General features: G+C 44.1%; 30 protein-coding genes. 23 read left to right on the forward strand and 7 right to left on the reverse strand.

The features are described from left to right. Positions 1-51: 51 nt before the first annotated feature. Both AC1RRX_RS13400 and AC1RRX_RS13405 read right to left on the reverse strand, forming a co-directional pair. On the reverse strand, positions 52-531 hold the full coding sequence (locus AC1RRX_RS13400) for an antitoxin YezG family protein (RefSeq protein WP_042634940.1): 480 nt from the start codon (positions 529-531) through the stop codon (positions 52-54). Positions 532-535: 4 nt separating this feature from the next. Beyond that, on the reverse strand, positions 536-2,542 hold the full coding sequence (locus AC1RRX_RS13405) for a T7SS effector LXG polymorphic toxin (protein WP_144464625.1): 2,007 nt from the start codon (positions 2,540-2,542) through the stop codon (positions 536-538). A 298-nt stretch (positions 2,543-2,840) separates the two neighbouring features. Between AC1RRX_RS13405 and AC1RRX_RS13410 the strand changes: the two genes are divergently transcribed. From AC1RRX_RS13410 to AC1RRX_RS13450, 9 genes are all read left to right on the forward strand, one after another. Next, positions 2,841-3,560 carry a YebC/PmpR family DNA-binding transcriptional regulator gene (locus AC1RRX_RS13410; protein ID WP_003155709.1) on the forward strand — a complete coding sequence of 240 codons (720 nt, stop codon included), beginning with the start codon at positions 2,841-2,843 and terminating at the stop codon, positions 3,558-3,560. Positions 3,561-3,739: 179 nt separating this feature from the next. Continuing rightward, a complete protein-coding gene (locus AC1RRX_RS13415) occupies positions 3,740-4,036 on the forward strand; it encodes a spore coat protein (protein WP_144464623.1) in 297 nt (98 codons plus the stop codon). A gap of 176 nt (positions 4,037-4,212) precedes the next feature. Then, entirely contained in the window at positions 4,213-5,082 is an 870-nt protein-coding gene (gene ant(6) / locus AC1RRX_RS13420; RefSeq protein ID WP_007408932.1) for an aminoglycoside 6-adenylyltransferase, read from the forward strand. A gap of 133 nt (positions 5,083-5,215) precedes the next feature. Continuing rightward, the gene (gene cotJA, locus AC1RRX_RS13425; protein ID WP_007408933.1) at positions 5,216-5,464 is read left to right on the forward strand and encodes a spore coat-associated protein CotJA; all 249 of its coding nucleotides are present in this window, start codon (positions 5,216-5,218) and stop codon (positions 5,462-5,464) included. Continuing rightward, on the forward strand, positions 5,448-5,711 hold the full coding sequence (cotJB, locus tag AC1RRX_RS13430) for a spore coat protein CotJB (protein ID WP_007408934.1): 264 nt from the start codon (positions 5,448-5,450) through the stop codon (positions 5,709-5,711). The genes cotJA and cotJB overlap by 17 nt, the downstream gene beginning before the upstream one ends. Positions 5,712-5,725: 14 nt before the next feature. Continuing rightward, the gene (gene cotJC, locus AC1RRX_RS13435) at positions 5,726-6,295 is read left to right on the forward strand and encodes a spore coat protein CotJC (RefSeq protein ID WP_003155700.1); all 570 of its coding nucleotides are present in this window, start codon (positions 5,726-5,728) and stop codon (positions 6,293-6,295) included. Positions 6,296-6,383: 88 nt separating this feature from the next. After that, positions 6,384-6,917 carry a GNAT family N-acetyltransferase gene (locus AC1RRX_RS13440; protein ID WP_144464621.1) on the forward strand — a complete coding sequence of 178 codons (534 nt, stop codon included), beginning with the start codon at positions 6,384-6,386 and terminating at the stop codon, positions 6,915-6,917. A 28-nt stretch (positions 6,918-6,945) separates the two neighbouring features. Next, positions 6,946-7,224, forward strand: a complete 279-nt coding sequence (locus AC1RRX_RS13445) for a YesK-like family protein (RefSeq protein WP_017419062.1) — start codon at positions 6,946-6,948, stop codon at positions 7,222-7,224. 113 nt (positions 7,225-7,337) lie between these two features. Further along, a complete protein-coding gene (locus AC1RRX_RS13450; RefSeq protein ID WP_144464619.1) occupies positions 7,338-8,027 on the forward strand; it encodes a YetF domain-containing protein in 690 nt (229 codons plus the stop codon). 32 nt (positions 8,028-8,059) lie between these two features. Here AC1RRX_RS13450 and hmoA read toward each other — a convergent pair whose 3' ends face one another. Both hmoA and AC1RRX_RS13460 read right to left on the reverse strand, forming a co-directional pair. Then, entirely contained in the window at positions 8,060-8,386 is a 327-nt protein-coding gene (gene hmoA / locus AC1RRX_RS13455) for a heme-degrading oxygenase HmoA (protein WP_003155696.1), read from the reverse strand. 84 nt (positions 8,387-8,470) lie between these two features. Next, complete coding sequence (locus AC1RRX_RS13460) at positions 8,471-8,833, reverse strand: VOC family protein (RefSeq protein ID WP_053104743.1); 363 nt, start codon at positions 8,831-8,833, stop codon at positions 8,471-8,473. Positions 8,834-8,993: 160 nt separating this feature from the next. Here AC1RRX_RS13460 and AC1RRX_RS13465 point away from each other — a divergent pair, with 160 nt between their 5' ends. The 5 genes from AC1RRX_RS13465 (at position 8,994) to yqgA (ending at position 11,949) form a co-directional block, all read left to right on the forward strand. Continuing rightward, entirely contained in the window at positions 8,994-9,860 is an 867-nt protein-coding gene (locus AC1RRX_RS13465; protein WP_007408939.1) for an STAS domain-containing protein, read from the forward strand. A 315-nt stretch (positions 9,861-10,175) separates the two neighbouring features. After that, the gene (locus AC1RRX_RS13470) at positions 10,176-10,349 is read left to right on the forward strand and encodes a YezD family protein (RefSeq protein ID WP_003155693.1); all 174 of its coding nucleotides are present in this window, start codon (positions 10,176-10,178) and stop codon (positions 10,347-10,349) included. Between the two features lie 29 nt (positions 10,350-10,378). Continuing rightward, positions 10,379-10,681: an FMN riboswitch-binding regulator RibR gene (gene ribR, locus AC1RRX_RS13475; protein WP_039252406.1), complete on the forward strand. Its 303-nt coding sequence runs from the start codon at positions 10,379-10,381 to the stop codon at positions 10,679-10,681. Between the two features lie 92 nt (positions 10,682-10,773). Further along, positions 10,774-11,418, forward strand: a complete 645-nt coding sequence (locus AC1RRX_RS13480) for a Bax inhibitor-1/YccA family protein (RefSeq protein WP_012117028.1) — start codon at positions 10,774-10,776, stop codon at positions 11,416-11,418. A gap of 177 nt (positions 11,419-11,595) precedes the next feature. Then, positions 11,596-11,949: a cell wall-binding protein YqgA gene (yqgA, locus tag AC1RRX_RS13485; RefSeq protein ID WP_015416996.1), complete on the forward strand. Its 354-nt coding sequence runs from the start codon at positions 11,596-11,598 to the stop codon at positions 11,947-11,949. A 124-nt stretch (positions 11,950-12,073) separates the two neighbouring features. Here the strand turns inward: yqgA and AC1RRX_RS13490 are convergent, their stop codons facing one another. Then, positions 12,074-12,586 (reverse strand): MarR family winged helix-turn-helix transcriptional regulator, encoded by a 513-nt coding sequence (locus tag AC1RRX_RS13490; RefSeq protein ID WP_007408942.1) that lies wholly within the window; start codon positions 12,584-12,586, stop codon positions 12,074-12,076. A gap of 150 nt (positions 12,587-12,736) precedes the next feature. On the opposite strand from AC1RRX_RS13490, the gene AC1RRX_RS13495 reads away from it, so the two are divergent. After that, positions 12,737-13,858, forward strand: coding sequence for an FAD-dependent oxidoreductase (locus tag AC1RRX_RS13495; protein ID WP_039252395.1), 1,122 nt, complete (start codon positions 12,737-12,739; stop codon positions 13,856-13,858). Between the two features lie 36 nt (positions 13,859-13,894). Here the strand turns inward: AC1RRX_RS13495 and AC1RRX_RS13500 are convergent, their stop codons facing one another. Next, on the reverse strand, positions 13,895-14,965 hold the full coding sequence (locus AC1RRX_RS13500; RefSeq protein ID WP_144464617.1) for a DUF3900 domain-containing protein: 1,071 nt from the start codon (positions 14,963-14,965) through the stop codon (positions 13,895-13,897). Positions 14,966-15,129: 164 nt separating this feature from the next. Between AC1RRX_RS13500 and AC1RRX_RS13505 the strand changes: the two genes are divergently transcribed. The 6 genes from AC1RRX_RS13505 (at position 15,130) to AC1RRX_RS13530 (ending at position 21,925) form a co-directional block, all read left to right on the forward strand. After that, positions 15,130-18,312, forward strand: coding sequence for a bifunctional cytochrome P450/NADPH--P450 reductase (locus tag AC1RRX_RS13505; RefSeq protein WP_144464615.1), 3,183 nt, complete (start codon positions 15,130-15,132; stop codon positions 18,310-18,312). Positions 18,313-18,604: 292 nt separating this feature from the next. Then, positions 18,605-19,198, forward strand: coding sequence for a hypothetical protein (locus AC1RRX_RS13510; RefSeq protein WP_015416999.1), 594 nt, complete (start codon positions 18,605-18,607; stop codon positions 19,196-19,198). Beyond that, entirely contained in the window at positions 19,191-19,502 is a 312-nt protein-coding gene (locus AC1RRX_RS13515) for a winged helix-turn-helix domain-containing protein (protein ID WP_007609957.1), read from the forward strand. The genes AC1RRX_RS13510 and AC1RRX_RS13515 overlap by 8 nt, the downstream gene beginning before the upstream one ends. Further along, positions 19,503-20,393, forward strand: a complete 891-nt coding sequence (locus tag AC1RRX_RS13520; RefSeq protein ID WP_108725122.1) for an ABC transporter ATP-binding protein — start codon at positions 19,503-19,505, stop codon at positions 20,391-20,393. Positions 20,394-20,407: 14 nt separating this feature from the next. Then, the gene (locus tag AC1RRX_RS13525; RefSeq protein WP_144464613.1) at positions 20,408-21,148 is read left to right on the forward strand and encodes an ABC transporter permease; all 741 of its coding nucleotides are present in this window, start codon (positions 20,408-20,410) and stop codon (positions 21,146-21,148) included. A 54-nt stretch (positions 21,149-21,202) separates the two neighbouring features. Beyond that, the gene (locus tag AC1RRX_RS13530) at positions 21,203-21,925 is read left to right on the forward strand and encodes a pentapeptide repeat-containing protein (protein WP_108725121.1); all 723 of its coding nucleotides are present in this window, start codon (positions 21,203-21,205) and stop codon (positions 21,923-21,925) included. 61 nt (positions 21,926-21,986) lie between these two features. Here AC1RRX_RS13530 and pznA read toward each other — a convergent pair whose 3' ends face one another. Next, complete coding sequence (gene pznA, locus AC1RRX_RS13535) at positions 21,987-22,112, reverse strand: TOMM peptide plantazolicin (protein WP_157662605.1); 126 nt, start codon at positions 22,110-22,112, stop codon at positions 21,987-21,989. 962 nt (positions 22,113-23,074) lie between these two features. On the opposite strand from pznA, the gene AC1RRX_RS13540 reads away from it, so the two are divergent. Together AC1RRX_RS13540 and AC1RRX_RS13545 are read left to right on the forward strand one after the other, a co-directional pair. Further along, positions 23,075-23,779 carry a Rossmann-fold NAD(P)-binding domain-containing protein gene (locus AC1RRX_RS13540; protein ID WP_012117035.1) on the forward strand — a complete coding sequence of 235 codons (705 nt, stop codon included), beginning with the start codon at positions 23,075-23,077 and terminating at the stop codon, positions 23,777-23,779. A 12-nt stretch (positions 23,780-23,791) separates the two neighbouring features. Continuing rightward, on the forward strand, positions 23,792-24,784 hold the full coding sequence (locus AC1RRX_RS13545) for a TOMM precursor leader peptide-binding protein (RefSeq protein ID WP_144464611.1): 993 nt from the start codon (positions 23,792-23,794) through the stop codon (positions 24,782-24,784).

Consider the following 24,784-nt stretch of genomic DNA (forward strand, 5'->3'; position numbering starts at 1 on the left):
AAAAATAGCCTAGCAGTGAAGGCTGAGCATTTTTGATTATTGTAAAATAGATTATTCTTCTTCCGAATTTAGATAGCGTTCCAAGAACTCCCTGTTTTTCTTACCAGTAGGAACCAAACCTAAATGTTTATATTCCCAAACTACTTGACGTTGAGTACCGTTTAGTTCTGAAGCAATAACATCATCATAATCATAGTCAATTGAAAACTTTCCGGTATGCTCTAGCTTGAGTGTAAGGTTAGTCCACACATCTGAGTTATTCGCTTTCCATTCATCTCTTAGTTCATCAAATAAATCTTGTAGTTCGATTAACAAGTCATCATAAATTTGTTCACTTACTTGATAATGTTCCGGAATGTCATGTGAATAAATGAACGCTTCACTATTTTTTGTATTAAAGAAAAAGTATACTTCTCTAGAGTCATCTAAAATCTCTGCGTATAGAGCAACTTTATTCCATTCTGCTGGAATCATTTCATTAATTAGTTCTGCTATTTTTTGATATAATTGGCCCATTTTTTCTGTCTCCATAATATCAACCTCCTGCTTGGTTTCTTATTGTCATATTTTTATATCTGCCATCACCAACTTTATACTTCACTTTAAATAAAGTTGGTCTCAATGAATCGCCTTGATAAACATTTTCTATTTGCACACTAACTGTTTCGGGAGGTTCTTCTTTAAGAGCTTTTGCCCATTCCTGCTCCATCTCATACCATTTCCCGCCGCTCCTATTAATCTGAGAATTCATCGGCACGATGTTGTCGAATTGGCCTGAGCCTTTGAATTGGGTGGCGATTAGGTGGCCTCCGTCGTCATCTGTCAGACGGTCTGGTTTACCTGCTTTTGACTGTGCATATTGGTTGCGTTTTGCTTCTCCCAGCTGCAAGTCTGCTTTGACACTTGTAATTCTACCATAGTTGTCAGTGGTGTACGTGTAGCCTTCTTTTGTTTTGTAGATGACATTCGGCTTCAATACTTTCTTTCTGGTCCATTTCGCAAAATGCTCGCCGTATTTGACTGTTACCGGCGGTACATGCGGTGCCGGTGTCCGTCTGCCGCTTGCGGAGGTTCCGTACGGTTTCGGCAGGATGACCTTGGCGAATTTCTGAAGTCCTTCTTTAAGTGTGACCCCGTTGACTGCGTTGTAAGGAACGCCTGCCGGCACTAAGTCGTGACGCGGATGATACGGGAGAATATCAGCCAGGGTGAGATCTCCGATTTGATTTAACTTGGTTTTGACACGTTTTTTTGCTACTTCCATGCCTGTGTTTACTTTTTGTTTGATGTGATCAACGGTTTGTTTTGAGACCGTTATCGCTTTTTGTGCTGTGGCGGATTTGCTTGCTGCTGTTTTGACTTTGGTCGTCACTTTGGCGGCTGTGCCTGTTTTTGAGACGGCGCCGACGCCTTTTGTGCCGACGACTGATGTCACAACGGTGCCCACTGCATATGACACCCATCTTGCTCTGGAGTAGGTGTCGCCATTCACCATGTCTTTTTGGTACGATTCTTCGATTGCCGCTGAAATGGCTTCATACGTTTTGATCGGGTGAGCCACCGCTCCTGTAATGGCTTCAACCGTTCCGCCCGGATCTGTGACCATATCCCACAGGCCTGTGACCGCGTCTTTTCCGGAATCATAAAGGCCGACGGCAACGCCTTTGAAACCGTCTGTAAGTTCACGCGTGTTTTCAATTTGAGTGAAGTAGCGCTGCTGTTCTTTTGTCAGGTTTTTATAGCCGATTGTTTTGGCCATTGAGTAGAATTCATCGGCATTCGCATAATCGTAGTTTTTCAGTCTTTCTTTCAGTTTTTCAATCTCTCGCTCTTTCGCCTCTTCCTTCTTAATCGTCAAATAAGCATCCGAATGTCTTGCGATATCGCCTTTTTTCTTATGGATGTCGCTTTCTCGGTACGCTTTGGCATTGTAGTGAAGCGGCGTGGCGCTTTTTCCTTTGCCTGTTGCGTTTTGAAGCTGCTGGAAATCTGCTTGGATAAAATGTTCATTTGCTTCGGTTTCTGCGTATTCTTTCGTTAGATCGTGATCAAGCTTGCCGAGCTTATGTATCGTTTCGCTTCTTTTTTTGTCAGCTGAAGAAAGCTTCTGATCTGTGCTTTCCGTTGAAAATAGATCAAGCGAGATGATGTCATCGATCTCTCCGAGGATGGAGCGCATGTCCTTTTTCTGCTCCTCCATAATCGCCTTTGATTTACTGAGGGCGTGGGTGAGCTCATGCTCCAGAAATGATTCCTCCACATGCGAATTGAAAAGTCCGGCGTCTTCGACCTTGCCGGGAAGGCTTGTGAGAAATGCGATTTTCATGTCGATCAGATCAAGCCAGCTGTCTGTGACGCCGGCGTGGTCCTTAAAAAAAGCTTTGATGTTATTTGCGCCCCGGCCTGAGAAATCATTGTCACCAAGATCAGCCATACCTTGAAACGCTTTTTTCAGGTTGACCATCTGACCGCGCAGTTTTTTATATTCACCCGCGCGCTGCTTGGCGGCGGCGAGGAGGGTGGTTGCTTCGAAAACTTTCATGACCATATCCTTTCTTTTGTTCGATATCAAAATTTTACCACGTGAGTCAGGATATACAGTGTAGGAAATAGGTAATGAGAATAAAATGAATCTCTTGGCTTGCGACTTCCTTCCTGTATGAAGGGAGGCTTTTTATGTTTTGTATAATAACCCTCACATTCGGCTTACTGCGCTCCGGTGATTTTAAGCGTGCCTGTTTTTTCTAATGTCTTACACTCGAAACAACCCAACCGCTGAGGTATAATAGAAGCAGAGTATTTATCATACAGATTCAATTCGTGAAAGAGAGTGGAACAAAATGGGCCGTAAGTGGAACAATATTAAAGAAAAGAAAGCATCAAAGGACGCAAATACGAGCCGGATTTATGCGAAGTTCGGCCGTGAGATTTATGTGGCGGCAAAACAAGGCGAGCCAGATCCGGAATCGAACCAGGCGCTAAAAGTGGTGCTTGAGCGCGCGAAGACGTACAGTGTGCCGAAAAATATTATTGAGCGTGCGATTGAAAAGGCGAAAGGCGGCGCGGAGGAGAACTTTGACGAGCTGCGTTACGAAGGTTTCGGCCCGAACGGTTCAATGATCATCGTTGATGCGTTAACGAATAATGTAAACCGCACGGCGCCTGAAGTGCGCGCCGCATTCGGGAAAAACGGCGGAAATATGGGTGTGAGCGGGTCTGTCGCTTACATGTTTGATGCGACCGCCGTTATCGGCGTTGAAGGCAAGACGGCGGATGAAGCGCTGGAATTGCTGATGGAAGCTGATGTGGACGTGCGCGATATTTTAGAAGAGGATGACAGTGTTATCGTGTATGCCGAGCCTGATCAATTCCATGCCGTACAGGAGGCATTCAAAAATGCCGGCGTTGAAGAGTTCACGGTTGCGGAGCTGACGATGCTTGCGCAAAATGAAGTCGAGCTCCCGGAAGATGCGAAAGCTCAATTTGAAAAGCTGATCGATGTGCTGGAAGACCTCGAAGACGTACAGCAGGTTTATCACAATGTAGATTTAGGCGAATAAAGACAAAAAGGCCGGGGCGGCATAAGTTCCGGCCTTTTTATTTTGCTTATGCGGTCGGCCTGTATCGTATTTCTCCGTAAGCAATTATTGATTATTTCGCCAAAACTGGGCGGATGCCCATACGTTTCCTTCCGCATGTCATAAACTGGACTGTAACCTATGTGAAGGAGCGATAAATCATGAATGAAAGAAGACCGATTTACGGCGGCGGCTATGGCGGCTACGGAGGCTACCCGGGGTACGGTTTTGGCGGCTACGGAGGCTACGGAGGCTACGGAGGCTACGGTGGCTTCGGAGGATATCCGGGATACGGTTTCGGCGGCGGCTATGGCTACCCGGGGTACGGTTTTGGCGGCTACGGAGGCTACGGAGGCTACGGAGGATATCCGGGGTACGGTTTTGGCGGCTATGGCGGCTACGGCGGCTACCCGTTCTATCATCATCATCATCATCATCGGGACAGCCAATATATCTGACCATTCGGGAAAAGCACTCTTGGAACAGCAAGAGTGCTCTTCTCATGTTCTTGCAGCTGTGTTACGATTGGAGCAAAATCATCAAGTACATAGGACTTTTCTGTAAATCATGAGCAAGTTGTTTATAAACTGAAAAGCATGATCTGTAAAAATCTCTTTATCGGGAGGTTTTCCATGTGAGAAGTGAAGGCGAAATGATGAAATTGATTCTTGATATTGCGATGAAGGACGAGAGAATCCGTCTTGTCACTTTAGAGGGATCAAGAACCAATAAAAATGTACCGAGAGACAAATTTCAAGACTATGATATTTCTTATTTTGTGACCGATATGGACTCTTTCACATCTGACGAAAGCTGGCTGGATCAGTTTGGCGAAAGAATGATGATGCAAAAACCTGAAGATATGGAACTTTTCCCTCCGGAACTCGGAGACTGGTTCTCCTATCTAATGCTTTTTAAAGATCATCATAAAATCGACTTAACTTTGATCCCTCTGAGTCAAACAGAGGCTTATTTTACACAGAGTGATGGTTTGGCGGAAATATTATTAGACAAGGATGACCGAATCAACAGTAAGATTATTGCGAGTGATGAACAATATCATATAAAGAAACCGACCCCCAGAGAGTTTGATGATTGCTGCAATGAATTTTGGATGGTTTCAACCTATGTTATTAAAGGATTAATGCGTAAAGAAATACTGTTTGCGCTGGATCATATGAATGACATTTTAAGGCCTAATGTTTTGCGTATGATTGCGTGGAATATCGGGATAGAGAATCAGTTTTCATTAAGTGTAGGGAAGAATTATAAGTATATTCAACATTACATGAATGCGAAAGATTGGGAAATTCTGCTGAATACTTATGTCGGCAATACTTATGAAGGCGTGTGGAAGGCATTGTTTGACTGCCAGGGTCTCTTTAGAGCATATTCAAAGTCAGTGGCTGTTTTATTGAGATATGAATATCCTGAATATGATCAACAAATTACGGAATATACATTGAAACATTATCAGCGCTTTCAATCAGATTTTTCATTATGATTTTTTTACTTCAAATTCCAGATGAGTTACATTGAGTCCGTTTTTAACGGGCTTTTTTATTTTCTTACAGGGCATAAATGCCGATACGGATTCATACCTATTAAGGTCATGTGTTTAGGAAAGGAGGATCGTAATGAAAGAAAATCAGCCGTTTACACCGGTCAAATCCTATAAACCCTTCCACAGCCGGTTTGATCCCTGCCCGCCGATCGGGAGAAAATACTTCAGAACGCCGCCGCATCTTTATATGCGGTTTCAGCCGTATCACTTAGAGCAGTTTTCTCCGATGGAGGCATTGAGAAAAGGGACCCTTTGGAAGGATCTTTACGATTTCTATGATAATCCTTATCGGGGGGGAATCGAATATGGCGAAAAAGATTGATGATGAATATTATCGGCTGCTGGAGCAAATTCAGGCGGCGGACTTTGTCTTGGTGGAGCTGACGCTTTATCTGGATACGCATCCCCATGACCGTCTCGCGCTTCAGCAGTTTCATGAATATTCCCGGTACTCAAGACAGCTGAGAAAGCGGTTTGAGCCTGAGTACGGACCGCTTCTGCAATTCGGCGTGAGTCAGGTCGGCGCTCAATGGGACTGGGGCCGCGGTCCTTGGCCATGGCAAGTATAAGGAGGGATCTGTAAATGTGGGTATATGAAAAAAAGCTGCAGTATCCGGTTAAAGTCAGTACATGCAACCCGATGCTGGCTAAGTTTCTCATTGAACAATACGGCGGGGCGGACGGCGAATTGGCCGCAGCGCTCCGGTACTTAAACCAGCGCTACACGATTCCTGACAAGGTGATCGGCCTGCTGACGGATATCGGCACGGAGGAGTTTGCGCATTTAGAAATGATTGCGACGATGATTTATAAGCTGACAAAAGATGCGACCCCGGAGCAGCTGCGTGATGCAGGGCTCAGTGATCATTACGTCAACCATGACAGCGCGCTGTTTTATCACAATGCGGCCGGAGTTCCGTTCACAGCGTCTTACATACAGGCGAAGGGAGATCCGATCGCTGATTTATATGAGGATATTGCGGCTGAAGAAAAGGCGAGAGCGACGTATCAATGGATTATTGATATTTCCGATGATCCTGATCTGAATGATTCACTCCGTTTTCTGCGTGAGCGTGAAATCGTCCACTCTATGCGTTTCAGGGAAGCGGTTGAGATTTTAAAAGAAGAACGTGATAAGAAGAAAATTTTTTAAACGGCCCTCAAACACGACGGCTGTTTTTTTCCTTTCTGCGTTTGGTCTATAATGAAGGTGTCGAATATTCTGATTACAGGAGGATTTTATGACACCTTTTACGATTACGGAGGAGAAGGCGGGGGCATTCCGGGTCACCTCCGCCCGGAAAGATGATGCAAAAGAGGTCATGGATCTGCTCGTGCAAGCGGCAGAATGGCTTCGCGATAAAGGGGCGAACCAGTGGAGCGGCCTTCTGCAAGGGGAAGATACCCACAATATGCGGGAGGCGATCGCCCAAGGGTATGTTTTTTTATTCAGGCAGAATGAAGAGCTGGCCGGCGTCGTCATGCTGCTTCCCGAAGCAAGCGGGTGGGACAGACGTCTTTGGGGCGATGAAGGACATGAGGAGTCCGTATATCTCCACCGGCTGGCGATTAACAGGCGGTTTGCAGGGGCGGGGCTCGGCCGGACAATCATGACTTGGGCGGAAACGGGTGTGTCTTGTCCGGGAAAAACGAAAATCCGGCTCGATTGCGTGTCCGAAAACAAGGCGCTTCAGTCGTTTTACAGCGGAATGGGGTACGAATCAAAAGGACCCGCGCCGGGTTATCATTTGTTTGAAAAAAAGGTGAGCAAATAAAAAGCTTCTCATGACGGAGGTAAAAGACATGGGGTTTTTTTATCTGATCTGTCTGGCCGCATTTTGTCTTAACTTTGCCGTATCGGCTGTGCTCCGCAAGAAATGGCCGAAAAAGATGTGGCCTGAGTGCCTTTTGGCGGTGCTGGGCCTGACTGCTTTCGGTACGGTTGTTTACAGCATTTTCGGTGTCGGCGGCTGGGAAGGAATGGGCTTGGGGCTTGCCGCGATGTTTGCGGGTTCCGGAGCGGCCGCCGGTTATGCCGCTGAGGTGTGCTTACGGGTCGTCAGATCGAATCAAAAACAGTAAGCAGAAGTGAAAAAACGCGGCCTCGGCTGCGTTTTTTTGTGTGTTGCCGGCCGCTGTATAGAAAACAGGCGGATGTCCATAATGGTAATGACTTTTAAGAAGAAGGTGCGAATATGGGACATTTACTTACAGTGGCTTGGGAGTTAGTATGCGGTTTGGGTATTTTATTTGTGATTTTAAAATTGCTTGGAAAAACTCAATTCTCGCAAATTACGCCGTTTGATTTTATTTCCGCGCTCATCCTCGGCGAACTGGTCGGAAATGCGGTGTATGATAAAAGCGTCAGGATTTTTGAAATCATTTTTGCCTCTCTGTTATGGGGGATTTTAATTTATCTCATCGAACTGATTACGCAGAAAGTAAAAAGCTCCAGAAAGCTGTTGGAAGGCGAGCCGAGTATTATCATACATAAAGGAAAACTGAAATATGATGTGCTGAAAAAGAATAAGCTGGACATTAATCAATTGCAAAGCCTTCTCAGACAGGCGAATTGCTTTTCCATACAGGAAGCGGAGTACGCGATTTTAGAAACAAACGGGATGGTCAGCGTCCTGCCGAAATTTCAATATGACACGACGAAAAACGGCGACATGCAAATAAAGCCGAAGCAGGTCTCTTTGCCGGTCACGCTGATTATTGACGGCGAAGTGCTGTATGAAAATCTGAAAGAAGCCGGGCTGGAAGAAAAGCAGCTGAATCAGGAGCTGAAAAAGCTGAACATCAAAAAAACGGAGGACGTGCTGTATGCGGAATGGAAGCCCGATAAACCGCTGTTTGTCCTGCCGTATGAGGAGAAAAAATAAAAAGAGCATTGCCCTGGGGCAAATGCTCTTTATTATTTTTCATGTACGCCTGTTTTAACGGCTCTGACATGATACATACCGACATCCGTCCCAAGCATATAATCAGGTTTCGGCTTGCCTTGGTTTGCTTTGTGGGCCGCGATGTGGTCTTCGCTTTTTTCCCATTGTTTCCAATGGTCTTCTGACTCCCAGCGGATTAACACGACGACTTCTTCATCACCGCGGCGGACTTTTTTTTCCAGGACCGTTACGTCTATCAAACCTTCCTGCTTTTCAATCACGCCTTCTGAACTGAAGCGTTCGATTACTTTGTCGGCATGTCCTTCTTTTACGGTCATTTTTCTGATTTGCACAAACATCTGGCAGCTCTCCAATCATTTTCACGCTTTATCCAACATTTTAAATGAAAATGATTCTCAAAGTCAATTAAGATGCCTGACGGATTACGATTTCAGGAGAAAGACATGACCATCCTCATCTTTAAATTGCACGAAGCTGCCCCAGTCCATTTGTTTCGGTTCATCTAAAAAGGTGATGCCGTTCTTTTTCATCTGTTCGTATGCGGCAAAGACATCTTCACACTCAAATACGATAGAAGCCTTCATATGCTCGGCCCCTTTCATCATCGCTTTCGGATAAATAACCAAATGAGTGGCGGCTCCTTTGGGCGCTACCTCAAGCCAGAAGGCGCCCGGTCCCATCGGATGCTCGGCGACGGTTTCAAACCCTGCTTTTTCCGTCCAGAATGTTTTCGCTTTTTGCTGATCATCAGTGTATACGGCGACTGTCGCGATTTTTTTGATCATCATACTGACCTCCTGTTTCATTTCTTTTATAGTGTATCCTCCTGCCGAAAAAAGCAATCAACAGCTTTAATGTGCAGGTTTTTTTAATTTCTCTAGTGCGATCGGCGATTCCGATTTATAATTTAGACAAAAGTACATATTCTTGAAAGAGGAGACGGCAGTGAACAAAGACCAATTACTTCATGATTATATTATTACACATTCGGCAGAGCTGACGGAAAAATGGCTCAAGCTGAGACGGAAGCTGAGAGGGCGTTTTTATTCTGCGGATCAATTAAGTGAGGAAATGAAACGGCTGCTGATCGAGCAGCATACCTTTACAAACACGGTCATCGCAAGCGCTTTTTTGGAAGATCCGGCCGTTTTTCAGCATAACAAAGAAAAATGGGCCGCACAGGTAGCGAAAAGCAGAGTGGAGCAAGACGCGGAGGTTCATGAGGTCGTTGAGGCGATCGGCAATTCAAGAACCGTCTTTTGGGAGGCGGTCACCCGTTTTATGGATGAGCATCAGGACATCGTAACAAACGAGGATGCCCGCCGCTGGAATCACCTTGTCAACGGCTCGTTTGATCAGCTGATGACGGATTTTACTGAACAGTTTCAGAAATTAATGATCGCGAGGCTGTCATCTCAGCAGGAGCTTATTTCCGAATTGAGCTGTCCGGTTATTTTGATCGCGGATACGATCGGCACTCTGCCGCTCATCGGATCGATTGATACGAGACGGGCACGCGTGATTTTGGAGTCGGTGCCGGAAAACTGTGTCGCCAAACGGATCACAAACCTTGTGATTGATCTGTCCGGTGTGCCCATTGTCGATACGATGGTGGCGCAGCAATTGTATATGCTGTCGAAAACGTTATTTCTCCTCGGCATCAGAACCGTGTTTTCCGGCATTCGGCCTGATGTGGCACAGACCTCTATCCAATTGGGGCTTGATTTTTCAGAGTATCAAACTTACGGCTCCCTGGAGCAGGCGCTCGCCAGCATGGGTGTCACATGTGTGATCGAGGAAGCAAAAGCATAGAAAAAAGGGTGCTCCGTCCAGAGGCGGGGCGCTTTTTTTGTCAGCGGAAAACAATGTAAATATGTCGGAACTTGAAGATTGCATTCTTAAAAACAGCTATATGACGCCTTGGGAGTCGATTTCGGGATGACACGGTTTAAATCAAAGCGAAGGAAGTGACAGTTTTCGCAAAGAAAACATATCCAAAAATTGTGTAAATGTTATTGATTTCTGAATGAAAACATAATAGTATAATTATATATTTCTTATCAGAATAGTATGAATTAAAACACTCATTGTCAAAAGACGAACGGCCAGACATAAAGGGGGAGCATGATGACGTCCAAAGGAAACGTAGATCCGCATGTGATCGAAAAGATTATCAGCGCGCTGGAAACGCTCGATTTCGGGACAGTTCAGATTACGGTTCATAATTCCCAAGTGACACAAATTGATAAGGTGGAGAAATATCGATTTTCCCTGAAGAGCAAAGAAGTAAAACAATCTTAAAAAACAGCCAATGACAGGAGGCGGTACATATGAAGCATTCAACTGTTCCTTTCCGGGAGATCCGGTATCTGCACCTGCCCGAAGTGCGCTTTCTGCATTGGTGCACGAAGCAATACGGCATTAACAAAGGCGTGCTCAATACAATTGACGGCTGGTTTTATGATGCGGGCGTCATTCCGATTCCCGTCAGGCGTCTTTATGTGCTGGCATTTCTCGATTTCGCGAAAACGCCGGGGCAGAAGGGGAATATCCGATTCGGGCACGGCGGATTGACGAAAAAACTGCATGATTTCATGGATATGCAGGAGTGCGCAGCAAAACGTCAGGCCTGACATCCTTAAAATCTTCTTAAAATCATGCAAATTTCTCCCATTTTATTTATAATAGACCTATCAAGATCATTTTTTTTGGGAGGACTTTTGACATGCAAACTGCTGCTTATGAGAGCAAACAATCTATTATGCAGCGCATTATAACGGTATTTGTGTTTACACTGTTAGTTGCGACAATCGGCCTGTATACGGGTCAGTTCATTCCGCCGGCATTGATGCTGCCGCTGTCGATCTTAGAGGTTGTCATGATCATCGCCGCGTTTTGGCTGCGCCGAAAAAAAGCCGTCGGATATGTGTTTGTCTTTTCATTCGCTTTCATTTCCGGAATGACGCTGTTTCCGATTATCAGCCATTATGCGTCCGCAGCGGGGGCCTATGTCGTATTGGAGGCATTCGGTTCATCGTTTGTGATTTTTGCGGTGCTCGGCACGATCGGCGCTAAGACGAAAAAGGACTTGTCGTTTTTATGGTCCTTCTTGCTTGTCGCTGTCATCGCGCTTCTCGCAGTGGGGATCTTTAATATTTTCAGCCCGCTGAATTCCGCCGCCATGATGGCGTATTCCGTCATCGGAACGATTGTGTTTTCAATGTACATCTTATACGATCTGAACCAGATCAAGCACCGGGACATCACGGCTGACCTGATTCCTTTGATGGCATTGACGCTTTATATCGACTTTATTAACCTGTTTATCAACCTGCTACGGTTTTTCGGAATTTTAAACAGTGATGATTAACCGCGCGAAAAAGGCGCCCTACTGAGAGGGGCGCCTTTTGTTAATTCTAAGAGTTTTGAATTTTTAATCTCATAAGCCATGAGATCCCCTTTGTCATACGTTTGCCAGCTAGAAGTGAACGGAGGGTTTGTCATAATAACAAACCTGTTTCAAAAAATTTGAAAGGGGAAGGATATTATGCCTTGTAGTACAGATTATGCAACATATGTATTGAGAGTTTGTACCGATGCGGATTCTTATTCTGCAAAAGCTACTTCCATTGATTGTGTAGCATCATATGGGGGCGGGACAATCGCAACATTTGATTATTCCATGACAATTGATGTTTGGAACGGTTCAAAATGGGTGGCTAATGAAACAAAGAAAGGTTCTTTCAGTCACTCAACACCTAAAAAAGTATTTAAACTCTCAAATCAAAAATCGTTAAAAAAAGGATCAAATAGTGTGAGAGTGAGGTTGAAGACTAAAAATCGATATACAAATGTAACTTCCAGCATTAAAACACCTGCATTTATAGTGAAGAGAAAGTAATTTTAAAATTATTTCTTCTGAAACAGCCTGAACAAACAAATGTGCAGGCTGTTTTGTATAACCCTCATCTTTTTACTTCAATTTCCATCTCATAGAAATTTGCCTTTGTTTTTACGATACTACTTTATGTTCTGCCGCCGGAAAACAGCAGAAGCTTATCAAATAATACTTCAAGCATTTTTGTCAATTCCGCTTTTTGTTCAGCGGTGAAGCTTTCCATGACTCCTGAAATGTTGGAGAAGTGGCCGGGAAGAAACAGCATCAGCTTTTCTTTTCCTTCTTTTGTGAGTTCGATGCTGATTTTTCGTCTGTCGCCGGTATGCCGGCTGCGGTTTACAAAGCCGTCCCGTGCGAGTCCGTCGATCAATCCGGTGATGGTCGCTTTGGTGACGTTGGATTTTTTCGCCAGCTCTGTCGGACTCAGGCTGTGTCCGGGTGCGTCAAACAGAAACATTAAAATTTTGAATTTCCCTTCGGACAATCCGTGACTTGAGAAATAATGCTCCATGACCTGATTCATTTTTTTAGACATATCAAATAACGTCAAAAATGTTTTCAATGATTCAGCATCCATATCGGCGTAAATCTCAGCGCGTCCGGCAATCTGCGAGTAATCCGGCAAATGTCTCAACTCCATTTTTGTAAGCCTCCGTACCATTTTAGTGATTCAAAGTATAAGCTTGCCGGATTCAAAAGGCAACTTATAAAGATTGACAGTTTTTCAGCCTATATAGTAAGGTGGCTAATAGTTAATAAGTGATAAATAAATAGAGAAGGCGGTATCGTGATGAACCATGAAGTGAAAAAGATCATCATAGCGGGCGGAGGGATCGGCGGCCTGTCCGCAGCGATTTCTCTCGGCAGAGCGGGTTTTGAAGTGACCCTTTGCGAGGCGGCGTCCGGCATGCGAAAAAGCGGAGCGGGCATTCTCCAGCCTCAAAATGCGCTGCGGGTGCTTCGGGAAATCGGTGTGTATGATGAATGCTGTCAACACGGCTTTCAAACGGAATGGCTGAAGCAGCATGATGAAAACGGAACGCTGCAGTTTAAAGTGAGTGAGGCGTTTTTAGATGATTCATTGCCGGGGCGGAATAATATATTGCGGCAAACGTTAAACGATATCCTCAAAAAGCATGCTGAAGCGGCGGGGGTCACGATTCTGCTCGGTAAAAAAGTCGTGTCTTACGAAGAAACGGCAGATGAAATAACGGTGCATTGTGCAGACGGAACCATGATGACGGCTGACATTCTCGCCGGCTTTGACGGCATCCGCTCCGCTGTCCGCGATCAAATGCTGCAAAGAGAAGTGAAAACAGAGTATCTCGGCATGGGAGCGCACAGATTTTACATTTCTTTTCCCGAGCCGATATTTCATGATTCAACACTGATGTATAAAAAAGGGCAGACGCAGGTCGGAGTCGTGCCGCTCTCTGAAAAAACAGGATACGTATTTATCATCCGGCCGTATGACGCTGACTTCAGGGATGACGAGGACACGCGTTTTGAACGGGTGAAAGACTTGCTGCGCGGAATTCCGGGAGTAAAGTTTGTGACAGAGAATATGTCAAAGGAATATCCCGTTTTGTTTCATAAGATTGAGCAGATGGCGGTCAAAGAACCGTGGCACAGAGGCCGCGTCGTTCTGGGCGGGGATGCCGTCCATGCAGGAGCGCCGACATTGGCGCAGGGAGCGGCGATGGCGATTGAAGACGCGATTGTGCTTAGTGAAGAACTGCGAAAACACGAAAACCATGAAACTGCATGTCAAGTATACTTCGAAAGACGGGCGGAGCGGGCTTTACAGGTGCAGAATCTCTCATCTGAAATCGTCCGCCGCGAGATAAAGGGAACGCCCGGCGTCCAAGACATCATGAGGGAATGCTATCGATTGCTCAAAGAGCCTTATTAAATAAAGCAAGTCCAGAACATGGCGTCTGGACTTTTGTCAGTCTTGTTCAGATTTATTCCGTATCCGTTCAATCACCTCATGCAGCCCCTCAGGCTTGTGAAACTCCACCGGCGAACTGCCTTTTTCAAACGAGATCGTCTCCGCCTCAATGAGCGCGACATAGCGCCCGTTCACTTTTGCGAGATGGATGGATTCGCCGAAATCAGCCAGTAATCCTTTAATCTCTGTTTCTCCTACTTTCATTTTCAGCTCGGCTTCCGGCGTGTGTTCAATGATCTGCGCGGATGCCTCGATGACTTGATGGGTGTCGAGGCGCTCCTGAATTTCCCGCTTTTCACTCGCTTCCCAAATTTCAATGTCGTGCTCAAACTGCTGAAGCTCTTCGCTGTTTTCTTCAAAAGTTTCATACACGTGCTCCTGCACCATGTTCATGACTTGGTTTTTCATGATTTCCGGCATCGATTCGCCGTATTCGACAAATTTGAGAAAATCTTCGAAATAACGGGCGTGCGAGGCCTGGTGGATTTTCAGCTCATGCTCTTCCGTCATGCCTTCTTCCGGCATATACGGATATTGAATGCTTTTCATGTTTTTTGTCGTGATGGCCATTTCGACCTTTTTAATGAGAGACGAGGCGTCTGAGATGCGGGCGACCTTCGGCTCGAAATCGCATTTCATCATAAAGACGAATTTGTCTTCAAAATACTTGCGCGGAACGGCCGATGCCACGATAAAAACACCGCCGCGCACGGCGCTCGTGTCAAGGTAAGTGCGGACGAACTGCTCGCTTGCTTCGATAAATGCTTCCTTCGTATCCGCAAGTCTGGCGCGGTTGAAAAGGTTGTAATTCGGATTTGAATCAAGCTCATGGCCCGGCTCCATGATAAAATGGCCGATTTTTGTTGGGACCTGCTCGGATTGCGGATGCCGTTCGGCTTTCCGTTTGACGATTTTCTTCAATTCCCCGTCAAGAAAATCCTTCAGCTCGCTTTCTTCAAATTCTTCCGTGTCAAGCGTCTGGAAATGTTTGAACTGTTTGTTTGCCTGTTCGTCTTTTCCTTCCACTTGAATGACATAAAACGATAAAAACTTGATTTCAAAATCCATATGTGAACTCACCTTATTTCTGTATTTAACAAGCCTCTCCAGTATAGAAAAAACCGTTATCGATCGTCAATCCGATGATTGATCCGTGACGGCGGATAATCGGCCGGTGAAAAGGGCAATGTAGTTGGAAGGAACGCATCAATGTGTTAGAAAGGGTGTTATTCATGAAGGAAACAGGTCCGATTCCGCAGCCGAAGACATTCGGCCCGCTCGGCAATCTTCCTTTGCTTGATAAAGACAAGCCTACAATGTCGCTGATCAAACTGGCAAACGAGCAGGGGCCTATTTTTCAGCTGCATACCCCGGCGGGCGCCATTATCGTCGTGTCCGGCCATGAACTGGTGAAAGAGGTTTGTGATGAAGAACGGTTCGATAAAAGCATTGAAGGAGCTTTGGAGAAAGTCCGGGCGTTTTCCGGTGACGGGCTGTTTACAAGCTGGACGCATGAGCCTAACTGGCGAAAGGCGCATCATATTCTGATGCCGACCTTCAGCCAGCGCGCGATGAAAGATTATCATTCGATGATGACTGATATCGCGGTGCAGCTGATTCAAAAATGGGCTAGGCTCAACCCGGATGAGGCCGTTGATGTGCCTGCCGATATGACCCGGCTGACGCTTGATACGATCGGGCTTTGCGGCTTTAACTATCGGTTTAACAGCTATTACAGGGAAACGCCTCATCCGTTTATCAACAGCATGGTGCGCGCCCTTGATGAAGCGATGCACCAAATGCAGCGCCTTGATGTTCAGGATAAGCTTATGATCAGGACGAAGCGCCAATTTCATCATGACATTCAGGCGATGTTTTCGTTAGTAGACAGTATTATCGCAGAGCGCCGGTCAGGCGGCCGGGATGAAAAGGATCTGCTGGCCAGAATGCTGAATGTGGAAGACCCGGAAACGGGCGAAAAACTTGATGATGAAAATATCAGGTTTCAAATCATCACGTTTTTAATTGCCGGCCACGAAACGACCAGCGGCCTGCTTTCCTTTGCCATCTATTTTCTGCTGAAACATCCCCGTGTTTTGGAAAAAGCCTATGAAGAAGCCGATCGGGTATTGACCGATCCCGTTCCTTCATATAAACAAGTACTGGAGCTTAGTTATATCCGAATGATTTTGCAGGAGTCATTGCGCTTATGGCCGACCGCCCCTGCGTTCAGCCTTTATGCGAAAGAGGATACGGTGATCGGCGGGAAATATCCGATCACGCCGAAAGACAGAATTTCCGTCTTAATTCCCCAGCTTCACCGTGATAAAGACGCGTGGGGAGACAATGCGGAGGAATTTTATCCGGAGCGGTTTGAACATCCTGATCAAGTGCCTCACCATGCGTATAAGCCGTTCGGAAACGGTCAGAGGGCGTGTATCGGTATGCAGTTCGCCCTGCATGAAGCAACTCTTGTTCTGGGGATGATTCTGCAGCATTTTACCTTTATCGATCACACCGATTATGAGCTCGATATTAAACAGACACTGACGATCAAGCCCGGCGACTTTCATATCCGGGTGCGGCCGAGAAATAAAGAAGCCGTTGCGGCTGCTCTCCCGGCGGCTGAAAAAGCGGCGGAAGACGTCGAAAAAGAAAAACGGGAAACAAAAGGCGCATCCATTATCGGGCTTGATAACCGACCGCTTCTGATTCTGTACGGATCAGATACGGGAACCGCAGAAGGCGTGGCGCGGGAGCTTGCCGATACTGCCGGGATGCACGGCGTCCGGACTGAAACGGCGCCTTTAAATGACCGGATCGGAAAACTGCCGAAAGAAGGAGCTCTCTTGATCATTACGTCCTCTTATAACGGAAAGCCTCCGAGCAACGCGGGACAATTCGTTCAATGGCTTGAAGAAGTCAAACCCGGGGAACTGGAAGGCGTCCGATATGCCGTCTTCGGCTGCGGTGATCATAACTGGGCGGCGACATATCAGGCTGTACCGAGGCTTATTGATGAGAAGCTTGCCGAAAAAGGGGCGGAACGCTTTTCCTCCCGAGGCGAGGGGGACGTCAGCGGCGATTTTGAAGGAAAGCTTGATGAATGGAAAAAAAGCATGTGGACGGACGCCATGAAGGCATTCGGTCTCAAGCTGAATGAAAATGCCGAAAAAGAGCGAAGTGCGCTGGGCCTTCAATTTGTCAGCGGGCTTGGCGGGTCTCCTTTGGCACAGACGTATGAAGCGGTTTACGCATCCGTTGCGGAAAACAGGGAACTTCAGGCGCCGGAAAGCGGCCGGAGCACAAGGCATATCGAAATCACTCTGCCGAAAGAGGCTGCCTATCATGAAGGGGATCATCTCGGCGTGCTGCCGGTAAACAGCAAAGAGCAGGTCAGCCGTGTTCTCCGCCGGTTCAATCTGAACGGGAATGATCAAGTGCTGCTGACAGCCAGCGGACAGAGCGCGGCTCATCTCCCGCTCGATCGGCCGGTCAGGCTGCATGATCTTCTGAGCAGCTGTGTCGAATTGCAGGAAGCGGCATCAAGGGCTCAAATCCGGGAAATGGCCGCTTATACGGTCTGCCCGCCGCACAAACGGGAATTGGAAGATTTTCTTGAGGAGGGCGTCTATCAGGAGCAAATCTTAACTTCGCGCGTCTCGATGCTCGATCTCCTTGAAAAATATGAAGCGTGTGAACTTCCGTTTGAGCGATTTCTGGAGCTTTTGCGCCCGTTGAAGCCGCGGTATTATTCGATTTCAAGTTCGCCCCGGAAACATCCCGGGCAGGCTTCAATTACCGTCGGCGTCGTTCGCGGCCCCGCCCGGAGCGGTTTGGGTGAGTATCGCGGAGTCGCTTCGAATTATTTAGCGGACCGCGGCCCTGAGGATGGTATCGTGATGTTTGTCCGCACTCCGGAAACACGATTCCGGCTGCCGGAAGATCCGGAAAAACCGATTATTATGGTCGGTCCCGGCACAGGAGTCGCCCCGTTCCGCGGATTTCTGCAGGCCCGGGCGGCGTTAAAAAAAGAAGGAAAAGAGCTGGGGGAGGCTCATCTGTATTTCGGATGCAGAAACGATCATGATTTTATTTACCGTGACGAGCTTGAAGCTTATGAAAAAGACGGAATCGTGACGCTTCATACGGCTTTCTCCCGCAAAGAAGGCGTACCGAAAACGTATGTGCAGCACTTAATGGCGAAAGACGCCGGCGCTTTAATTTCCATCCTCGGCCGGGGAGGGCACCTCTACGTATGCGGCGACGGCAGCAAAATGGCGCCCGATGTAGAGGCAACGCTGCAAAAAGCGTATAAGTCGGTCCACGAAACAGACGAACGGCAAGCGCAAGAATGGCTTTTGGACCTCCAGACAAAAGGCATTTACGCAAAAGATGTTTGGGCGGGGATTTGACCGATTTGATGAAAAGGACTGGATGACTCCAGTCCTTTTTCCTTCAAGAAAATGAATTGCTTTCCAATCGATATACATTCGGTTTGTCAGCAATCTGAAGGCTTTGTTGTGAGATCTTATAACAAGATAAGGATGTCTCACAGTGGTGGAAGGATATCAGCGCCAAGAGTCCCATCTGCTGTTTCCAAGACTAAATAGTTGCGCCTATTTTGGATAAAACCTCTTTACAAATATATGGAATTAGAATATACTCTGTTTCACAAAGTACTTTGTAAAAAGAGGAGCCTGTCTTATGTCAAATCAGAATTTTCGAGAATCAGAGATAGCTGAAAACTTATCTCATATCAAGGTCTTGACGAACTACAAGACTGAGTACTCAAGGCAAACCAGTCCATATTTCATTATTTGGGGCTGTATATGGATTATTGCGTACTCCGTTTCTTTATGTAAGGTACCTTCTGTAGTCCTTGCTTGTGTCTGGTTAATACTGGCAGTATTAGGGTGGATACTGACTTTGAAGACATATCTTAAGCAGAAACAATTTGATCCCATGCCCACTTTCTTAAAGAATCAATTAAAATATGCATGGATTGGATTCATATTAATGGTATGCATTTTTGTTTTCCTGATTTTAATGGGATTATTGCCGCGAACAGGAGAATTTCTATCGTTTTTGATTGTGTTAATGGTGTCTATTATGTACATATTCTTAGGCATCGTGTTAACAAAAGAGATTTTTATTATGGGATTTTGGCTGAGCATACTCGGTATGCTTACATTCTGTTTATTTCCTGAGGCAATGAATATTGTTTTTGCATTTATTGGCGGAGGCAGCCTATTACTTACAGGAATGATTTTGAAAAGAAAAGGGCAAGGAAATGAGTAATGTTAACAATATCAATGATTTAATACATGCCAAAGTACGGTTGGGAATTATGAGTTTACTGATGACTTATGATCAATGTGATTTTACTTTCCTGAAAAAGTCATTAGACATCACAGATGGGAATTTAGGTTCGCATCTGAAAAAGTTAGAAGATGCAGCTTATATAGAACTAACCAAGAAGTTCGTATCCAAAAAGCCGAAGACTATTGTTCAGATTACGAAAGAAGGGAAAGCAGCCTACAAGGAGTACATTAATACAATTGAATCCATATTTAAAATAAATAACAGTGGGGGAATGGTGTAAATGCTGCAAGTTGAACATATAAGTAAGCGCTATGGCACGACTCTGGCTTTGGACAATGTGGCTTTAACAATTCCGAAAGGAGTCTGTTATGGACTTGTTGGACCGAACGGATCCGGTAAATCTACCTTAATTAAGATCATCTCGCGCATCATCCGGGAATATGACGGTAAGATTGAATTTGTCGGCAATAAAAATGGCAGACTGGGTTATGTTCCACAGGATATCAGCCTTGAAGAAAAATTAACCGCAAAGACCAACATGGAATTTTTTGGAAAGGTGCATGGACTGAATGGCTTAAAACTAAAGCAAACAACAAAAAAACTGTTAGAAGATATCGGGTTGTCAGAAAGGGCAAACGACGTTGTGGAGAACTTTTCCGGAGGAATGAAGCGCCGTTTAAATATCGGGTGTGCACTAATGCACGATCCAGACTTAATTATTCTAGATGAGCCGACGGTAGGCGTGGATCCGCAATCACGCCGCTACATTTTTAACATCGTAAATCGACTCAAAAAAGCCGGTAAAACCATTATTTATGTGAGCCATTACATGGAAGAGATTGAAACTCTTTGTGACTATGTAGCTTTTATCGACAGAGGGCAGATTATCGATGAAGGAGAAATAAATGAACTGCTTAAACGACATGAAGAATCATCTATTATGTTTAACTCCTCATTGTCTCATGAATTAATAAAGAGCCATGGTTTTGAGTTTTCAGTCGTTAATTCAGGGCTGATAATAAAAACCAAAAAACCTTTAGAAACCATGGAGCGCTTAATTAGCGTCAGTAAGGAAAACAATATTGTGCCTCATCAGTTGTTTTTATATAAGCCAAAATTAGAAGATGTATTCTTTAAACTTACCGGCACTGATTTGCGTGATGAAGAATAAAGGGGGAATTTATCATGTTACCGCTCGCTCAAATTGAAACGCTAAAACAGTTAAAGGATAAGTCTCTGTTTTTTTGGACGATTATATTACCTATTGTGTCCATCATATTGCTGATTGAGCTATTTACGACAGCCAGTACAAACAAAACTTTAGTAGCTTCACAATCTGTAACCGGTATGAGCGTATTCTTTTCTACATTCATTATTATCTCCATCGTTATAAGTTTTGTAAAGGATCGGGAAAAAGGAATTGTATCAAGACTGGCAAGTACCCCTTTAAAGCCTTATAACTTCTTCTTAGGAAAAAGTATCCCTTTTTTAGTCATAACTTTTATGCAAATTCTTCTCCTGTCCGTTCTGGGAATATTTCTGTATGATATTGAAATTAATAATTTTCCGGCGTATATGTGGGTTGTTGTGTTGATATCTTTACTAGTTACATCCTGGGGAGTTGCCATTTCAGTCTTTGCAAAGACTGAAAATACCGGTTTGGTCATGACAAATGTGATTGCATTAGGTACCGCTGTTGTATGCGGTTTATGGACCCCTTATGATCAATTACCAAGCTATCTTCAAACTATTGGAATGCTCTTTCCGCAGTACTGGGCGCATCAAGGGTTAATTCAATCGGTCTCGACGATATCGGGAGGAGAAAGTCTAATATGGGTAACCCTTGTTGTACTGAGCTATACAATACTGGGATTTATAGTTTCTCTAATTGGATACCGGCATTACATTAAAATGGCAAGAAACTAGACCGCTGAAGAATGGGTCATTAAAACGCAGCTGGGACTAAAAGGAGAGCGGGAAATGATAAGTGAAAAACTAAAACTGTATGTCGAGGGTCTATTTAAAAAGTACGAAAGAAATTCGTTACTGAGCAGAAAAAAAACGGAGCTTTTAACTAAGCTTCATGATAGAAGTATTAGCTTGGAAGCAGAGGGTATGACAAAGCTGGATATTGAGAAGTTGCTTATACGCGAAATAGAATCCAAAAGCTTGGCGGTCGATACCAGTGACCTGAATATAGATAAATCCAATGTATTAAAACTCAAAAAAAAGACGTTTATAAATAAGAATTTGCAAAAAACGGAGGATTTTGAGCCGGTAAATGCCGAGTACTATCTCAGTGACTTTAAAAGTGCAACTCTTCAGAATATCGATGTCGAACACTCTGTCTTCAAAAACTGCTACTTCAAGAATTTCTCATGTAAAGACTCCGCCATCATAGAATCGACATTTAAAAAAAGTGATCTCAGCCAGTCAAATTATGACACATGTAAACTTGAGTATATGCTTTATATCGGTTGTCACCTGCCAAAAGTCAATTTTACAGATACCTCCATCCTGCATACGTTCTTCAAGAACTGCTATCTAAAGAAAGTATCCTTTACGAACTGCAATCTAATTAATATTCGGTTTGAATCTTGTGATATTGCAAACGTTAAAATTACAGGAGGCAAAATGGATAAAACAACATACCGTATACTGCAAGAAGAGGGGACTTCATTACATTCAGTAGAATTAATTTAAATTTAATATAAAGAAGCATAGACCAATAAGAATCATCTTATTGGTCTATTTGTCTTAGAGGTTAAAACGTAGATGAACTAGAGATGATTGTGGTACAGGTACAGCGTGCAGCCATTGGCTCGAATAAATGTTGACCTTCTCCGTGTACACTTGCAATAAGAGCAGTTGGCACTTTAATTTGAGTCATAATTGTTACCTCCTCCATAAAATTTATCGACAAAGAATTTACCGATATGTACCATATTGTGATTTATATGGACAATATTGTCAACCCAAATATGTAATTTTTTGTGATATAGATAATGGATTTATAATGAGCAATTTGGTTTAAGAAGCTGAATCACTCTAAATTTAGTTAAAAATGAAATTAATAATTCTGAATTTTATATTTGATCAGAGGGAAAGTATGTGTTTTAATAGGGTTATGGGAATAAATACTATTTTTTAAGCGGAATAACCCAACTTGTTAGGAAAAAGGAAACGTTGTTTGAAGTTAAAGCTAAGCCAATTCAGGCGAATCGCATAGGCTGATCGGGGCTTTGGGTGGATTCTTAACAGGAAATGTCAAACTTCAAGGAAGCTTGAGCTTTGTCTGTTGGACAAAAGGGATGACTGCCCGACTGCTTAGAATAAAGCTTAAATTTACTAAGGGTTTCTTGTACCCCATTGGTATTGTAATGATTCTGGTGTCACCTACGAAAGATTTACTCTTCTTTGTATTACCTCAGCATTCTTCGAAGCTTCTTCAGATAGTATTACAAAATCAATAACTGATTTAATGATATTTGTGTATTCGTAACTCCCTGTATTATTTTGTCGCAGAGAGATGAACCAGGCTAAAGTAGGAGGAAGTAATACGTTATTAACTTATTTGTTTTTCTCAAGACACCATCCTTTGTTTACTTTTAAGAAAGGTATTTAACTTCTGATCCTAACTAACTTAATCTTGTATGCTGTTTTCTATTTGCTGCTGCACTGTCCTAACTGTTATGGTTCAACCATCTTTTGTTAAGACATTTATTTACGGTGATTATCAAATTTATAATTTCCATATTAAGTATTAATTGGTTATATTAACTTTTTGCTTATCTTTCTGATGACAAATCATGAGATTGATCGAGTGAGATTATTGATTAGGAGGTATTGGACGTGAAAATTCACTACATGGGAGTTAGGGAACCCCTGAAACAAATATTGGAGGATAAGGCGGCTGAGCTCCATGATTATCCATTGCAGATTGTAGATTTAGGCGGATCAATAAAGTACGAAAGTGATTCTTTCATCAACTCTTTTGACTTGGATGCAGAAACAATCATACTTTCAAACCGGAGATATAATTTGAATGATGAATTGGGTTACGTGGAAACAGAGTTACTACAAAAATATAAAAAAAGTATTTTATACAGAACATCCCCTTTGGATATCGGAATCGAGTTGTACAGAGGATGGGCAGCAGCCACAGGAATACTGCTCACTGCTTTTTCTCCGGTAGGCGTAAATTGGATTTCCACTCAAGATGTTGCATCTGCATGCTTAATCTCAAAAAAAGATGTAAATGTTCGCGCAGGGAAAGCCTTTGACCTAACCGGAGCGGAAGTTATTAGTATGGAAAGACTTAAAGATATATTTGAACAAGATTTGGAGATGCAGATAGATTTACAATGTAAAAATAAAGAGGAAGCGATTAGGATGCTGATGCAAAATAACATGCCACTGGATCTAATAGAATGGTTGGTAGAATATCAGATACTGTCTTCCGATGACCGATTAGAACCAACTACTAATATTCTGGAACAGATAATTGGGCATCCGCCAAATGCAGCTCAATTATTTGAAAATAAACAAATTAATTAAGGAGGAATACAGATGTCTCAACAAACTCAATCTATTCAAACGGTTGTAAGGTTCAAATTATCTCCTCATATTACTTTGGGAGAATTGGAAGGAAGCCTGTTAAGCTTTAAAGCACAATCCATTACAAAAGTTGATGGAGAAGGAATCGTTGAATTCTTTGAGGCAATTTCAGAATATCTTGTATGTGAGAATGGAGTCTCAATTGAAGAACTGCACCAAAGGTTCAACTTAGAGAAAGAACAGTTAAGAAACGTCTTCGATTTCCTGGTGACGAACGGATTGTGTATACAATCTACTTCTAATTTTGACATGACTGCTTTTTTGGCATATGAGAGGGCAGGGGGGCAAGTGGAAGTCAACCAGATCTTACATAGATTAAAGACAAGCATAGTGGAAGTTGTAGCACATGGGGAAAATAACCTAGCAATAACCCTTACTAATAGCTTGCAGGAAACAGGATTAAACATAGATTGGAAAGAAAAACCGGATAATGGGAAGCCTTCGATACGTATTGCTGTAGCAGCTTCACATTTGGACCCGCTGTTAGAACAAGTAAATGATCAATCATTAGAAGATCATGTCCCTTGGTTGTGTGTTATTCCATACGATGGTCAGACAGCTTGGGTTGGTCCATTTTTCATCCCGCACAAGTCTGCATGTCTCCATTGTTATAACTTACGTAAATCAGCAAACTTTTCAGATGAGGTATTTCGTTCAGAATTGATGAAGGTCAAGCCAGTCAACGCTGCGAAACAACCGGTATATAATCAGCCAGTTCATTTGGTACAGGCAGGAATAGCGAATAATCTTGTCACAGAGTGGATTACACTAAGAGACTATGCACCAAGCGCCGTTCCAGGTGGTTTTATAACTGTCAATTTGGATGACAGGGGAGTTTCGGTTGATAATCATCGTGTATATAGAGTACCGAGATGCCAAAAGTGTTCTCCTGCCGCTGACACAGGATTTCCTCAAGTATGGTATCACGGCGAGGTGCCCAAATAA

The sequence above is a fragment of the Bacillus sp. GW821-FHT11D08 genome (assembly GCF_058808515.1).

Excerpts from the sequence above, each read along its gene's own strand:
- AC1RRX_RS13400 (WP_042634940.1), bottom strand. The coding sequence starts at position 531 with ATGGAGACAGAAAAAATGGGCCAATTATATCAAAAAATAGCAGAACTA.
- AC1RRX_RS13405 (WP_144464625.1), bottom strand. The coding sequence starts at position 2,542 with ATGAAAGTTTTCGAAGCAACCACCCTCCTCGCCGCCGCCAAGCAGCGC.
- AC1RRX_RS13410 (WP_003155709.1), top strand. The coding sequence starts at position 2,841 with ATGGGCCGTAAGTGGAACAATATTAAAGAAAAGAAAGCATCAAAGGAC.
- AC1RRX_RS13415 (WP_144464623.1), top strand. The coding sequence starts at position 3,740 with ATGAATGAAAGAAGACCGATTTACGGCGGCGGCTATGGCGGCTACGGA.
- cotJA (WP_007408933.1), top strand. The coding sequence starts at position 5,216 with ATGAAAGAAAATCAGCCGTTTACACCGGTCAAATCCTATAAACCCTTC.
- cotJB (WP_007408934.1), top strand. The coding sequence starts at position 5,448 with ATGGCGAAAAAGATTGATGATGAATATTATCGGCTGCTGGAGCAAATT.
- cotJC (WP_003155700.1), top strand. The coding sequence starts at position 5,726 with ATGTGGGTATATGAAAAAAAGCTGCAGTATCCGGTTAAAGTCAGTACA.
- AC1RRX_RS13440 (WP_144464621.1), top strand. The coding sequence starts at position 6,384 with ATGACACCTTTTACGATTACGGAGGAGAAGGCGGGGGCATTCCGGGTC.
- AC1RRX_RS13445 (WP_017419062.1), top strand. The coding sequence starts at position 6,946 with ATGGGGTTTTTTTATCTGATCTGTCTGGCCGCATTTTGTCTTAACTTT.
- AC1RRX_RS13450 (WP_144464619.1), top strand. The coding sequence starts at position 7,338 with ATGGGACATTTACTTACAGTGGCTTGGGAGTTAGTATGCGGTTTGGGT.
- hmoA (WP_003155696.1), bottom strand. The coding sequence starts at position 8,386 with ATGTTTGTGCAAATCAGAAAAATGACCGTAAAAGAAGGACATGCCGAC.
- AC1RRX_RS13460 (WP_053104743.1), bottom strand. The coding sequence starts at position 8,833 with ATGATCAAAAAAATCGCGACAGTCGCCGTATACACTGATGATCAGCAA.
- AC1RRX_RS13470 (WP_003155693.1), top strand. The coding sequence starts at position 10,176 with ATGACGTCCAAAGGAAACGTAGATCCGCATGTGATCGAAAAGATTATC.
- ribR (WP_039252406.1), top strand. The coding sequence starts at position 10,379 with ATGAAGCATTCAACTGTTCCTTTCCGGGAGATCCGGTATCTGCACCTG.
- AC1RRX_RS13480 (WP_012117028.1), top strand. The coding sequence starts at position 10,774 with ATGCAAACTGCTGCTTATGAGAGCAAACAATCTATTATGCAGCGCATT.
- yqgA (WP_015416996.1), top strand. The coding sequence starts at position 11,596 with ATGCCTTGTAGTACAGATTATGCAACATATGTATTGAGAGTTTGTACC.
- AC1RRX_RS13490 (WP_007408942.1), bottom strand. The coding sequence starts at position 12,586 with ATGGAGTTGAGACATTTGCCGGATTACTCGCAGATTGCCGGACGCGCT.
- AC1RRX_RS13495 (WP_039252395.1), top strand. The coding sequence starts at position 12,737 with ATGAACCATGAAGTGAAAAAGATCATCATAGCGGGCGGAGGGATCGGC.
- AC1RRX_RS13500 (WP_144464617.1), bottom strand. The coding sequence starts at position 14,965 with ATGGATTTTGAAATCAAGTTTTTATCGTTTTATGTCATTCAAGTGGAA.
- AC1RRX_RS13505 (WP_144464615.1), top strand. The coding sequence starts at position 15,130 with ATGAAGGAAACAGGTCCGATTCCGCAGCCGAAGACATTCGGCCCGCTC.
- AC1RRX_RS13510 (WP_015416999.1), top strand. The coding sequence starts at position 18,605 with ATGTCAAATCAGAATTTTCGAGAATCAGAGATAGCTGAAAACTTATCT.
- AC1RRX_RS13515 (WP_007609957.1), top strand. The coding sequence starts at position 19,191 with ATGAGTAATGTTAACAATATCAATGATTTAATACATGCCAAAGTACGG.
- AC1RRX_RS13520 (WP_108725122.1), top strand. The coding sequence starts at position 19,503 with ATGCTGCAAGTTGAACATATAAGTAAGCGCTATGGCACGACTCTGGCT.
- AC1RRX_RS13525 (WP_144464613.1), top strand. The coding sequence starts at position 20,408 with ATGTTACCGCTCGCTCAAATTGAAACGCTAAAACAGTTAAAGGATAAG.
- AC1RRX_RS13530 (WP_108725121.1), top strand. The coding sequence starts at position 21,203 with ATGATAAGTGAAAAACTAAAACTGTATGTCGAGGGTCTATTTAAAAAG.
- pznA (WP_157662605.1), bottom strand. The coding sequence starts at position 22,112 with ATGACTCAAATTAAAGTGCCAACTGCTCTTATTGCAAGTGTACACGGA.
- AC1RRX_RS13545 (WP_144464611.1), top strand. The coding sequence starts at position 23,792 with ATGTCTCAACAAACTCAATCTATTCAAACGGTTGTAAGGTTCAAATTA.